Here is a 12,403-nt window from a genome sequence, read left to right as displayed (position 1 = left end):
CCACCGAAGTGAGGTGAGCCTCGCCGATGCTAGGCCTGCCTCACCCGCCCCGAACTCCCTCCGGGCCCGGATGTGCGACACATCACACGGGCGCGCAGGAACGTGGCCGGGACGGCGGCGTTGAGGGACCCGGTCCCACACCCCTGCTGGCTCTCGACGGGGAGGCACGGGCAGGATCGACCCCATGTCGCTCGACGCTGCCCGCCCCCCGGCGCCCTCCACCAGCCCGTCCGGCAGCCTGCCGAGGGCCGCGGACGTCGAGGAGGCGGCGCAGCGACTGGCGCAGGTCGTCACCCGCACGCCGCTGGAGACGAACCCGCGGTGGTCGGCCGCCCTCGGCGCGCACGTCCGGGTCAAGCGCGAGGACCTGCAGGCCGTGCGGTCCTACAAGCTGCGCGGGGCCTACAACCTCGTCGCCCAGCTGAGCGAGGACGAGCGGGCCCGGGGCGTCGTCACCGCCAGCGCCGGCAACCACGCCCAGGGCCTGGCCTACGCGTGCGCGGCCCTTCGCGTGCAGGGCCGCATCTACGTGCCCCGGACCACGCCCCGCCAGAAGCGCGACCGCATCGCGGCACTGGGTCAGGAGTTCGTCGAGACGATCGTCCTCGGCGACACCTACGACGACTCCGCGGCCGCCGCGACGCAGGACGCCGCACGCAGCGGGGCGACCCTCGTCCCCGCCTTCGACGACCCCCGGACCCTGACCGGGCAGGGGACGGTCGCGGTCGAGGTGTTCGAGCAGCTCGCCGAGTTCGACGAGGACCCCCCGGACGTCCTGGTCGTCCCCGTCGGCGGCGGCGGCCTGCTGGCCGGGGTCCTGACCTGGGTCCGCGAACGCCACCCGCAGGTGCGGATCGTCGGCGTGGAACCCGAAGGGGCGCCGTCGATGGCGGCGGCGCTCGCCGCGGGCCACCCGGTGCGCCTGGACACGTTGGACACCTTCGTCGACGGCGCGTCGGTGCGTCGCGTCGGTGACGTCACGCACGCCGTCGTCGCCGGTCACGAGGTGGAACTCGTCACCGTGCCCGAGGGGGCGATCTGCGTCGAGATGCTCGCGATGTACCAGACCGACGGGATCATCGCCGAACCCGCGGGCGCGCTCGCGACGGCCGCCCTGGCCGAGGCCGTGCGCGTCGAACCCGGCCAGAGCGTGGTCTGCGTCGTGTCCGGCGGCAACAACGACATCAGCCGCTACGCCGAGATCATCGAACGCGCCCTGGTGCACGAGGGCCGCAAGCACTACTTCCTCGTCGAGTTCCCGCAGGAACCCGGCGCGCTGCGCCGCTTCCTCGACGAGGTCCTCGGGCCGGACGACGACATCGCGCTGTTCGAGTACGTGAAGCGCAGCAACCGCGAGTTCGGGCCCGCCCTGGTGGGGATCGAGATCCCCGGCAAGGACGACCTGCCCGGGCTGCTCGCCCGGATGGAGGCCGCTCCCCCGACGTTCGAACGGATCTCCGCCGCCGAGCCGCTCTACCGCTACCTGCTCTGAGGCGCCCCCCCGCACCGCCGAGGGACTGCGTGATCCGGACCAGCGGAAGGCTGTCGGCCTCCTCGACGTTGTTCCCGTCGTGATCGTCGAACTCTTCTCGTCCGCGTTCTGCGGGCCGTGCCGCACGGCCCGCTCCGTCCTCGGCCAGGCGGCCCGCCTCGTCCCGCAGGCGCGGTTCGAGGAGGTCGACGTCGCCGACGACACCGTCCGGGCCGAGGCTGCGGACGTGTCGAGCACCCCGACGATCGTGGTGCGCGACGACGCCGGGACCGAGGTCTTCCGCGCCGCGGGCGCTCCGACGCTGCCGCAACTGCTGGCGGCGATGGGGCGCGCCGTCTGAGCACCCTGTGGTGATCACGTCGCCGTGGCTGCGGACGGGTCGCGGGGTCGGGTTTCACCCGATCAGCCGCTGTCGTCACCGCCGTCGCGCCCCGATCTTCTAGTCATCACCGACTGCCTCTCGCACCGCACCCCACGATTCGAAACCTCCCTGGTCAGCACCCTCCTCCCCCCTCGACGAGAGGTACCGCACCACGATGGCTGCACGTTTCGATCCGGCCCCGGGCCGGCGGTCCACCCCTGAGGGCAGGCTGCCACCCGCGGGCCGGGAACCGGACCCCGCTCGGTCGCCCGTCCCGCGGGGTCGACCGATCGTCGCGAACGGCACGGATCTCCCGCGCACGCCGTTCGGTCGTCCCTGCGCGTCGACGCGGACACCCCGTGGTCGCATGCTGCACCTGTTGCGCGGCAGGGTGTCGCACTGAGGACCTGAGGACGGCGGCACCGTCGCCGCTCCGGACTGCGCCGCCAGGAGACCCCGCTCACGGGCCTCGACCGGACCCTTACGCGGTAGGGCGGGTGGGGCTCGAACCCACGACCGAGGAATTATGAGTTCCCTGCTCTGACCGACTGAGCTACCGCCCCTCGCGACCTCCCGCGCGACGGTGCCGGCGAGCGAACGCTCCGCCGGACTCTACCCGACCGGCCCCCCACGCCCCCGGGGCCCAGGTCGGTTCAGGAGGGCGAGACGTCCTCGAACCCCTCGGCCGCGACGACGGTCGCGAGGCGGTCGTGGTGGATCCGTCCGGCGCTGTCCCGCAACGGTTTCCCGGTCCCACCCCACCGCGCGGCGGTGATCTCGGCGGCGATCGAGATCGCCGTCTCCTCGGGGGTCCGGGCGCCGAGGTCGAGCCCGATCGGCGAGTGCAGCCGGGCCAGCTGCGCTTCAGACACCCCTGCGTCGAGCAGTCGCGCGACGCGGTCCTCGTGGGTCCGACGAGACCCCATCGCCCCGACGTAGGCGGCGGGGCCGCGCAGGGCGAGTTCGAGCAGCGGCACGTCGAACTTCGGGTCGTGGGTCAGCACGCAGAGCACCGTCCGGTCGTCGACGGCGGTCCGGGACAGGTAGCGGTGCGGCCAGTCGACGACGACCGCGTCGGCCATCGGGAACCGCCGCGCGGTGGCGAACACGGGCCGCGCGTCGCACAGCGTGACGTGGAACCCGAGGAAGCTCCCGACGCGGGCGAGCGCCGCGGCGAAGTCGATGGCCCCGAAGACGATCATGCGGGCCGGCGGCGCGAACGACTCCACGAACACCTCGAGGTCGTCGGGACGGCGTTCTCCGTCCGGACCGACGTGCAGCACACCGCTGACGCCGGCGTCGAGCAGTCCGCGGGCGTCGTCGGTGACGGCGTCGTCGAGGCGTTGCGAGCCGAGCGACCCGGTACGGCCCAGCGGGTCCACGAGCATCCGCCGGCCCTGCGCCGCGCCCGGTGCGACGACGGTCGCCAGCGCCACCGCCGAACGTTCCGCGACGGCTCTCGACAGCGCGCGGACGAGGTCGACGTCGTCGACGAGGGTGACGAAGACCTCCAGCTCGCCCCCGCAGGTCAGCCCGACGGCGAAGGCGTCGTCGTCGCTGACCCCGTAGCGCGCGAGGACGGGCCGTCCGTCCGCGACGACCTGGCGGGCGAGGTCGTAGACGGCCCCCTCGACGCACCCCCCGGACACGCTGCCGACGACCTCACCGTGGTCGTCGACGGCGAGCGACGCTCCGGGTTGTCGTGGAGCCGAGCGCCAGGTGCGCACGACGGTCGCGACGGCCACCCGGCGACCCGCCGAGAGCCACCGGTCCACCTGGTCCAGGACGTCGCGCACACCCCATGGTCGCTCACGACGAACCGTGCCCGGCGTGGACCTCGTGCACGACGGCGTGCCCCCTGCCGCGCGACATCAACCAGCGGTTCACCGGCCAGGCCAGGACGAACGCCAGCGCCAACGAGAGGGCCAGGGTCCACCAGAACAGCCACTGCGACAGGGTGGCGGCCATCGCGCCCGGGACGAGACCGATGAAGCCGTTGTCGACGACCTCCATCACCGCGATCGAGACGGTGTCGGAGGCCAGGGCGAGTCGGGCCGCGCGCCGCCAGCCGACCCCGGCCGCGAGCACCCCGTGCATCGTCAGGGCGTACCCGAAGGCGAAGGCCAGCACGAGCGAGACGACCACCGTCGCGGCGTTGCCGAAGCCGAAGAGGGTGGCCAGGACCATCCCGAGGACCTCACCCGCCGCACACCCCGTGAGGCAGTGCCGGGTCGCCTGGGCCGCCATCCGCCACGTCGTCCGCACAGCACCGAGTAGACGACCGTCGGGGGCGCGACGCACCCGGAACGACGAAGGGGCAGGCCTTCCGGCCTGCCCCTTCGTGGAAGCTCCCGCAGTTGGACTCGAACCAACAACCTGCCGGTTAACAGCCGGCTGCTCTGCCAATTGAGCTATGCGGGACCACTTCTCACGACCGGGATGTAACCCCCGGTCACGACTGTCCAACCGTACCAGCCCCACGGACCGCTCCGTGCACGGCACGGGATCACGCGCCCTGGGCGCGCTCCTGCCAGGTCCGGCGGGCGGCTTCGAGGCGGAACAGCTCGGCCGAGGCCTCCCCGTACTCCGCGCTCGCGGGGTCGAGGCGCTGCAGCGTGCGGCGGGCCTCGGCCACGGCGCGGGTCGCGGACTGCCCGGCGAGGGCGGCCACGAGCTGACGTCCCCAGCTCTCCAGCTGCTCCTCGCTGGAGACGGGCAGGTCGGTGGCCGCGAGCTCGTCGACGAGGGCCGCGACGGGGCCGTCGGCGTAGTCGAGGACGCCGGCCAGCCAGGCCGGTCCCTGCGGAGCCTCCCCGGGGCCACCGGCGGCGGTGACGGCGTCGTGGACGGCCCGGTGCCCGGGCGCCGCGAACGCGTCGGCCTCCAGGGAGTCGAAGACCTCGGCGACGGCCCACGGCGCCTGCAGGACGCAGGCCAGCACCTGCCGCTCGAGCTGGGCCACGGGGTCGTTGGCGGCGAGCGAGCGGACCGGCTGCCGGGCGGGCGGCTGCTGCGGGCGCCCCTGCTGCTGCGGTGCCCCGCTCCCGGAGTGGCGACGGACCCGGTCGAGCACGAAGCGCTCGTCGAGGAACCCCGTCCAGCGGTCCAGGTTGATGGCGTAGCGCTGCTGCAGCCCGCGGTCGCGGATGGCGGCGACGATGGGCGCGGCGGCGTCGAGCGCGGCGAGGCGGCCGGCGTCGGAGTTCAGGTCGAACCGTTCGATGGTGGAGCGGATCGCGAACTCGAACAGCGGTACCCGGCCGTCGACCAGTTGCGCCACAGCGGCTTCCCCGGCGGACAACCGCAGGTCGCACGGGTCCTGACCCTGCGGGGCGACGGCGACGTAGGTCTGGGCGCTGAAGCGCTGGTCGAGCTCGTAGGCCTTCAGCGCGGCCTTCTGCCCGGCGGCGTCGCCGTCGAAGGTGAAGACGACCTCGGCGGAGCCGTCGCTCTCCCCCAGCATCCGCTGCACGATCCGGGCGTGGTCCTCGCCGAACGCCGTGCCGCAGGTCGCGACGGCCTGCCCGACCCCGGAGAGGTGGCAGGCCATGACGTCGGTGTAGCCCTCGACCACGACGACGCGCTTGGTGCGCGAGATCTCCCGCTTGGCGAGGTCGAGGCCGTAGAGCGCCTGCGACTTCTTGTAGATGGGGGTCTCCGGGGAGTTCAGGTACTTCGACTCGATGCGGTCGTCGTCGAAGAGCCGGCGGGCCCCGAAGGCGACGGTGTGACCGCTGACGTCGCGGATCGGCCACACCAGTCGCCCGCGGAAGCGGTCGTAGAGGCCCCGCTGGCTCTGCCCGGCCAACCCGGAGGTGACGAGCTCCTCCTCGCCGAACCCCTTGGCGCGCAGCTGACGCAGCAGCGCGTCGCCGGTGTTGGGGGCGAACCCGACCCCGAACCGGGCGGCGTCCTCGCGGCTGAACCCGCGTTCGGCGAGGAAACCCCGTGCCGTCTCCGCCGGGCCGACCCCCTCGAGCTGCTGGGCGTAGAACTCCTCGGCGAGGGTGTGCATCTCGAGGAGGCGCTGGCGCTGGCCCGCGTTGGAGGCGGGGCGCTGGGCGCTGCGACCACCGTCGTCGACGTAGCGCAGCTGGATCCCGGCGCGCTGGGCGAGGCGCTCCACGGCGTCGGCGAAGCCGAGACCGTCGATGCGCATGACGAACTCGATCGCGTCGCCGGACTCCCCGCAGCCGAAGCAGCGCCAGCGCCCGGTCGCCGGACGCACGGTGAAGCTGGGGGTCCGCTCGTCGTGGAAGGGACAGAGGCCCTTGAAGGAGCCCACACCCCCCGTCCGCAGGGAGACCTGCTCGCCCACGACCTCGTCGAGGCGCACGCGTTCCTTGACCGTCTGCAGATCGTCTGGATGGATGCGCCCGGCCACGGGTGGAGTGTAGGCGCCGGAGCGCCGCCGCCCGGGTGGCAGGATCGCCCCTGTGAGCAGCGAACGGACGAGCAGCAGCGCCGCGGGCAGCGACGACCGGGCCTGGGGCTTCCGCACCCGGGCCGTGCACGCCGGGGCGGTCCCCGAGCCGACGACGGGCGCACGCGCCGTGCCGATCTTCCAGACGACGAGCTTCGTCTTCGAGGACGCCGCCGACGCCGCGAACCTCTTCGCGCTGCAGAAGTACGGGAACATCTACTCCCGCATCTCCAACCCGACCGTCGCCGCCTTCGAGGAGCGCATGGCCTCCCTGGAGGGCGGGCTCGGGGCGCTGGCCTGCGCGAGCGGGCAGGCCGCGGAGTTCCTCACCTTCGCCGCCCTCGCCGGTGCGGGCGACCACGTCGTCGCCTCCAACAACCTCTACGGCGGCACCGTCACCCAGCTCGACGTCACGCTGCGCCGCTTCGGCGTGGACACCGTCTTCGTCGCCCCGGAGCCCGAGACCGTCCGCGCCGCGATCACCGAGAAGACCCGCTTCGTCTTCACCGAGCTCGTCGCCAACCCCTCCACGGTGATCGCCGACATCCGCGCGCTGGCCGACGTCGCCCACGAGGCCGGCATCCCGCTGATCGTCGACGCGACCACCGCGACCCCCTACCTCTGCCGGCCGATCGAGCACGGCGCGGACATCGTCATCCACTCCGCGACGAAGTTCCTCGGCGGTCACGGCACCACGCTGGGCGGCGTCGTCATCGACGCCGGCACCTTCCCCTGGGACAACGGCAAGTTCCCGGCCATGACCGAACCGGTCGCCTCCTACGGCGGCCTCAGCTGGTGGGGCAACTTCGCCGAGTACGGCTTCCTCACCAAGCTGCGCAGCGAGCAGCTGCGCGACATCGGCGCGACCCTGTCGCCGCACTCCGCGTTCCTGCTGCTCATGGGCGTGGAGACGCTGCCGCAGCGGATGCGCGAGCACGTCGCCAACGCCCGCACCGTCGCCGCCTGGCTCGAGGCCGACGACCGCGTCTCCTGGGTCCGCTACTCCGGTCTGCCCAGCCACCCGCACCACGGCCGGGCCGAGAAGTACCTGCCCGAGGGTCCCGGCGCCGTCTTCTCCTTCGGCGTCGTCGGGGGCCGCGCCGCCGGCGAACGCTTCATCAACAACGTCCAGCTGTGCTCGCACCTGGCCAACATCGGCGACGCGCGCACCCTCGTGCTGCACCCCGCCTCCACGACCCACCAGCAGCTCTCCGCGGAGCAGCTCACCGCCGCCGGGGTCCCCGAGGACCTCATCCGGATCAGCGTGGGACTGGAAGACGTCGAGGACGTGTTGTGGGACCTGGACCAGGCGCTCGCCGTCGCTGTGGAGGGGAACCGATGAACGACTCGACCAGCGGGGCGACCGGCACCGTTCCGGACGCGGGCGCGGACCTCGGCTCGGTCGCCGCCCCGGAGAACCTGGAGCAGGCCCCCGCCGCGACCGGTTCCAAGGACGCCGCTCCGACGTCGTGGACGGCCCCCGGCGCCGGGGAACGCCTGCGCATCCTGCGCCGCACGAAGACCGTCGCGATCCTCGGTGCCTCGAACAAGCCCTCGCGCGCCTCGTACTTCGTCGAGACCTACCTGCTCGCGGACTCCGACTTCGAGCTGTGGTTCGTCAACCCGAACGAGACCGAGATCCTCGGTCGGCCCGCCTACCCGTCGTTGCGTGAACTCCCCGGGGTCCCCGACCTCGTCGACGTGTTCCGCCGTCCGAGCGAACTCGGGGGTGTGCTCGACGACGTCATCGCGGTCGGCTCCCCCGTGATGTGGATGCAGCTGGGCCTCGCGGACGACGCCGTCGCCCAGCGCGGTGCCGAGCACGGCGTGACGGTCGTGATGAACCGCTGCCTGAAGATCGAGCACGCGAGGTTCCACGGCGGTCTGCACCTCGCCGGTTTCGACACGGGCGTCATCTCGGCCCGGCGCCGCGCCCGCTGAGAGTCGTCCACAGCTCGACCGCGGAGAACTCCGGGGCCCCCGAAGAAGCTCCTCTGGATCCTGGTCGGGGTCGGCGCCGCCGTCGGCCTCCACCTCCTGATCGGTGTGGCGGTGGTCGCCGCCGGGTTCGCCCGCGGCGCGTCCGACGTGCGCAGCACGGCTGCGCCGCAGTCGGTCCGCCTGTCCTCGACCGTCACCTGGACGGTGGGGACCTGTCTCGCGGAACGCTCCGAGGTCTCGTGTGCGAGCGGACACGACGCCGAGGTCGTCGTCGTCGTCCCGGTCACCGCCGACCTCCGCGACGGACGACGGCGCTGGGGCGCGAACTCCTCCTGCGCCCGCGAGGTGGCGGCCGTCATCGCGGCCGGGGAGTTCAGGCCGGACACCGTCACCTACGCCTCCGCCTACCCGCCCCACCGGCTCCACGACGAGCGGGTGTTCTGCCTGCTCGTCGCCGCCGACGACTCCCCGGTGCGGGGGTCCTGGACCGGCGGGGACCTGGTCGGGCCGACCGCCCCGGCTCCCTTCGAGTGAGTCCCGGACACGACGGGCGCAGTGTGCCGACCGCCGCGACGTGACCCGCCGTAACCTGGGCGGGTGATCGAGCACCGGCCGCCACGACCCACCGACGGGTTCTCCCTCGCCGCGCTCGTGACGGGAATCCTGGGCACCGGCCCGGTCGCCTTCGCCCTCGGCGCGATCGGGCTGCACCGCACCGGTCGTGCGCAGACGGCGGGCCGCGGGTTCGCGATCGCCGGGATCGTGCTGGGCGGGCTGCAGATGCTGGCCGCCTCCGTCGCGATCGCCTGGATCGTCGGTGCCGCGGTGACCGGGGTCTCGTTCCTCGGCCGCCTCCCCGCCGACCCCTTCGGGACGAGCACGGGCCCGACGACGATCGACGACCTGACGGCCGGCGACTGCTTCGACAGCGGGGACGACGACGGTCTGCACGGCACCGTCGAACGCACCGCCTGCGCCGACACCCACGACGGCGAGGTCCTCGAGGTCGTCACCCTGCCCGACGGGACCTACCCCGGCGAGGCCGAGCTGGAGACCTACGCCGAGGACCACTGCGAGTCCGACGCCTCCACCGCGGTCGACGACGCCGGCCTCGACCCGGACGACTTCGAGTACGGCTACTACTACCCGTTGGAGCAGAACTGGGCCGACGGCAGTCGGCTGCTGCAGTGCACCATCCACGGCTGGGAGGGCGACCTGCAGGGTTCCGTCCTGGACGGGGACGCCGCCGTCACGTCGTGAGATCGCGGGGCGTGAGCCGGCGGTGCCAGGCCAGGGCAGAGACGTCGGTGAGGGAGGCGACCTGGTCGATCACCACCCGCAGGCGGGCTGCGTCGTCGGGCGCGAGGGCGTGGTCCTCCCGGAACGGCGGTTCGAGGACGTCGGGCCCCTGCCGGACGAGGGCGTCGAGGAGCTCGCGCAGCAGTTCCCGCTGGCGGGCGTAGAACGGCTGACGTTCCTGCGCGCTCATGACGAACGTGGCCGCGACGCCCTTGAGGACGGCCACCTCGAGGGTCGTGTCCACGGGGACGACGACGTCGGCGGCGTAGCGGGTGAGGCGGCCGTCGCCGTGGCGTTCCCGGGTCGCGTGCTCGGCCGCGTTGGCGAACCGGCCGATGAGCTGGGAGGTCATGTCCTTCAACGCCGCCAGGTGGCGACGACCGCCGAACACCTCACCGGGTTGTTCCCGGGCCCAGAAACCCGACGTCGAGAGCCGTTGCAGCGCAGCGGCGACGGCCTCGTCGGAGGCGTCGGGCAGGTACCAGTCCCGCACCTGGGCGGCGACCCGGGCACGGATCTCGTCCTGGTCCAGCCAATCGAGGCGGACGTGACCCGCGACGATCGCGTCCTCGACGTCGTGCACCGAGTAGGCGACGTCGTCGGAGAAGTCCATGACCTGGGCCTCGACGCACGGCCGGTTCTCCGGCGCGCCGTCGCGCAACCAGGCGAACACCTCGGCGTCGTCGACGTAGGCCCCGAACTTCGAGGTCACGCGCGGCGCCTTCCCGTGCAGCCACGGGTACTTCGTCGAGGCGTCCAGGCTGGCGCGGGTCAGGTTCAAGCCGACGGGCGAACCGTCGGCGGCGACCGTCTTGGACTCCAGCCGGGTCAGCAGCCGCAACGTCTGGGCGTTGCCCTCGAAACCCCCGATGTCCTGAGCCGCGTCGGCCAGCGCCCGTTCGCCGTTGTGGCCGAACGGCGGGTGGCCGAGGTCGTGGGCCAGGCAGGCGGTGTCGACGACGTCGGGGTCGCAACCGAGCGCCGCCCCGAGTTCGCGGCCGACCTGCGCGACCTCGAGGGAGTGCGTGAGGCGGTTGCGGACGAAGTCGTCGGTGGCGGGGCCGACGACCTGGGTCTTGGCGGCGAGCCGGCGCAGCGAGGAGGAGTGCAGGACGCGGGCGCGGTCACGCATGAAGGCGCTGCGACCGTGCGTCTTCGGCGGTTCCGTGGCCCAGCGTTCGAGGTCGCCCTCCTGGTAGCCCGCGCTCATCCGCCGGACACCGAGAGCTCGGCCTGGGCGATCATCTCGGCCGCGGCGCCGGTGAGCTCCTGGGTCTCCAGCCAGCCCTCCGGCAGCGCGACCCTCGCCTGCGGCGACCCGGCCCGGCCGCGGGAACCCTCCGCGGCGGCACCCGGGTAGTCCTGGTCGAGGTCGAGGTCGGCGATGAGCTCGTCGAGGGCCTCGAGGGTGTCGACGAGGCCGAGGCGGGCTCGCATGTCGCCGCCCACGGCGTAGCCCTTGAAGTACCAGGAGATGTGCTTGCGGATGTCGCGGCAGCCGCGCAGTTCGTCGCCGTAGAACTCGACGAGCAGGTCGGCGTGGCGGCGCAGGACCTTCGCCACGTGGCGCATCCCGGGCCTCACCCGGTCCTCGCGACCGGCGAACCCCGCCTCGAGGTCGGCGAACAGCCACGGTCGCCCGAGGCAGCCGCGGCCGACGACGACCCCGTCGCACCCGGTGCGCCGCATCATCTCCACCGCGTCCTCAGCGCTCCAGATGTCGCCGTTGCCGAGCACGGGGATGGTGGTGACCGTCTCCTTGAGGCGCGCGATGGCCTCCCAGTCGGCGTGGCCGGAGTAGTGCTGCGACGCCGTCCGCCCGTGCAGCGCGACGGCGGCGGCCCCCTCCTCCTCGGCGGCCCTGCCGGCCTGGAGGTAGGTGAGGTGGTCGTCGTCGATGCCCTTGCGCATCTTCACCGTCAGCGGGATGCCGCCCTTGGACGCCTCGCGCACCGCCCCGCGGACGATGTCGCGGAACAGGGTCGCCTTCCACGGCAGCGCGGACCCGCCGCCCTTGCGGGTGACCTTGGGGACGGGGCAGCCGAAGTTGAGGTCGACGTGGTCGGCGATGTCCTCCTCGACGACCATCCGGACCGCCGCGGCGACCGTCGTCGGGTCGACCCCGTAGAGCTGCAGGCTGCGCGGGGTCTCGGTCTCGGTGAACGTCACCAGGCGCATCGTCTCGGCGTTGCGTTCGACGAGGGCGCGCGAGGTGACCATCTCGCTGACGTAGAAGCCCTCACCCTGCTCGCGGCAGAGCTGCCGGTAGGCGGAGTTGGTGATGCCGGCCATCGGTGCGAGGACGACCGGCGTCGCGGAGACGTGCGGTCCGATCCGCAGCGGCTGGACGGCCGTCAGGGTAGGTGCGCTCACACACCCATTGTGACGGCCCACGCGGGTGCCGGGGAGCCGGCGCTCGTGTCCGGCTCGGGGACGGACAGCACCGGGCACGGCGCGTCGAGCACGACGAGCCGTGCGCGACCGCCCAGGAGGTCGTCGACCCCGCGCCGGGCCAGGCCGACGACCAGCAGGGCGGCCTGTTCGCGTTCGGCCAGGTCGAGGACGGCCTCGACGACGTCGGCCCCCTCCGGGGGCAGGCGCAGGTCGAGTTCGACGGGGGCGCTGCGCAGCCGCAGCAGCAGCCCGTCCGGCAGCGGCGCCGCGGTCACCACCGCGATCGTCCCGCCGCGCAGGCGGGCCTGGGCGAGGGCCTCGAGGACGGCGTGCTCGTCCCCCGGTTCGTAGCCGACGACGATCAACGGGTGCTGCCGGGACCTCGGACCGCACATCGAACGCTCCTTCGCGTCAGGGGTGGATCGACGACCTGGGCACCGTAGGATCCGGGCAAGCGCTTGCGCAAGCGCTTGCCTGGTCCTGTTGCCAGACC

The 12,403-nt window shown here is 73.1% G+C and carries 12 protein-coding genes and 2 tRNA genes; 6 read left to right on the top strand and 8 right to left on the bottom strand.

Annotated elements, in window-relative coordinates:
• The first annotated feature begins 184 nt into the window (after positions 1-184).
• Positions 185-1,492, top strand: coding sequence for a threonine ammonia-lyase IlvA (gene ilvA, locus AC0I8G_RS08005; protein WP_471729441.1), 1,308 nt, complete (start codon positions 185-187; stop codon positions 1,490-1,492).
• A gap of 79 nt (positions 1,493-1,571) precedes the next feature.
• Positions 1,572-1,832: a thioredoxin family protein gene (locus AC0I8G_RS08000; RefSeq protein WP_471729440.1), complete on the top strand. Its 261-nt coding sequence runs from the start codon at positions 1,572-1,574 to the stop codon at positions 1,830-1,832.
• Positions 1,833-2,342: 510 nt separating this feature from the next.
• Here AC0I8G_RS08000 and AC0I8G_RS07995 read toward each other — a convergent pair.
• The 5 genes from AC0I8G_RS07995 to dnaG form a co-directional block, all read right to left on the bottom strand.
• Positions 2,343-2,416 (bottom strand) — tRNA-Ile (locus AC0I8G_RS07995).
• Between the two features lie 90 nt (positions 2,417-2,506).
• Positions 2,507-3,649: an XdhC family protein gene (locus tag AC0I8G_RS07990; protein ID WP_471729439.1), complete on the bottom strand. Its 1,143-nt coding sequence runs from the start codon at positions 3,647-3,649 to the stop codon at positions 2,507-2,509.
• 13 nt (positions 3,650-3,662) lie between these two features.
• On the bottom strand, positions 3,663-4,100 hold the full coding sequence (locus tag AC0I8G_RS07985; protein ID WP_471729438.1) for a DUF4396 domain-containing protein: 438 nt from the start codon (positions 4,098-4,100) through the stop codon (positions 3,663-3,665).
• Between the two features lie 101 nt (positions 4,101-4,201).
• Positions 4,202-4,274: transfer RNA gene (locus AC0I8G_RS07980), tRNA-Asn, on the bottom strand.
• An 85-nt stretch (positions 4,275-4,359) separates the two neighbouring features.
• A complete protein-coding gene (dnaG, locus tag AC0I8G_RS07975) occupies positions 4,360-6,237 on the bottom strand; it encodes a DNA primase (RefSeq protein ID WP_471729437.1) in 1,878 nt (625 codons plus the stop codon).
• A 52-nt stretch (positions 6,238-6,289) separates the two neighbouring features.
• On the opposite strand from dnaG, the gene AC0I8G_RS07970 reads away from it, so the two are divergent.
• The 4 genes from AC0I8G_RS07970 (at position 6,290) to AC0I8G_RS07955 (ending at position 9,477) form a co-directional block, all read left to right on the top strand.
• Entirely contained in the window at positions 6,290-7,618 is a 1,329-nt protein-coding gene (locus AC0I8G_RS07970; RefSeq protein ID WP_471729436.1) for an O-acetylhomoserine aminocarboxypropyltransferase/cysteine synthase family protein, read from the top strand.
• Positions 7,615-8,217 (top strand): CoA-binding protein, encoded by a 603-nt coding sequence (locus tag AC0I8G_RS07965; protein WP_328295509.1) that lies wholly within the window; start codon positions 7,615-7,617, stop codon positions 8,215-8,217. Before AC0I8G_RS07970 ends, AC0I8G_RS07965 begins: the two co-directional genes overlap by 4 nt.
• A gap of 105 nt (positions 8,218-8,322) precedes the next feature.
• Entirely contained in the window at positions 8,323-8,751 is a 429-nt protein-coding gene (locus AC0I8G_RS07960) for a hypothetical protein (protein WP_471729435.1), read from the top strand.
• Between the two features lie 63 nt (positions 8,752-8,814).
• Entirely contained in the window at positions 8,815-9,477 is a 663-nt protein-coding gene (locus AC0I8G_RS07955; protein WP_471729434.1) for a DUF4190 domain-containing protein, read from the top strand.
• Here the strand turns inward: AC0I8G_RS07955 and AC0I8G_RS07950 are convergent.
• The 3 genes from AC0I8G_RS07950 to AC0I8G_RS07940 are packed head-to-tail and all read right to left on the bottom strand — an operon-like array spanning position 9,467 to position 12,305.
• A complete protein-coding gene (locus AC0I8G_RS07950) occupies positions 9,467-10,726 on the bottom strand; it encodes a deoxyguanosinetriphosphate triphosphohydrolase (protein WP_471729433.1) in 1,260 nt (419 codons plus the stop codon). The genes AC0I8G_RS07955 and AC0I8G_RS07950 overlap by 11 nt on opposite strands.
• Positions 10,723-11,889: a tRNA dihydrouridine synthase DusB gene (gene dusB, locus AC0I8G_RS07945; protein WP_328295505.1), complete on the bottom strand. Its 1,167-nt coding sequence runs from the start codon at positions 11,887-11,889 to the stop codon at positions 10,723-10,725. The genes AC0I8G_RS07950 and dusB overlap by 4 nt, the downstream gene beginning before the upstream one ends.
• The gene (locus tag AC0I8G_RS07940; RefSeq protein ID WP_380260196.1) at positions 11,886-12,305 is read right to left on the bottom strand and encodes a universal stress protein; all 420 of its coding nucleotides are present in this window, start codon (positions 12,303-12,305) and stop codon (positions 11,886-11,888) included. Before AC0I8G_RS07940 ends, dusB begins: the two co-directional genes overlap by 4 nt.
• Positions 12,306-12,403: the final 98 nt, after the last annotated feature.

This window comes from Kineococcus sp. AC630, from assembly GCF_979255925.1.
This window is presented reverse-complemented; position numbering and strand designations above follow the sequence as displayed.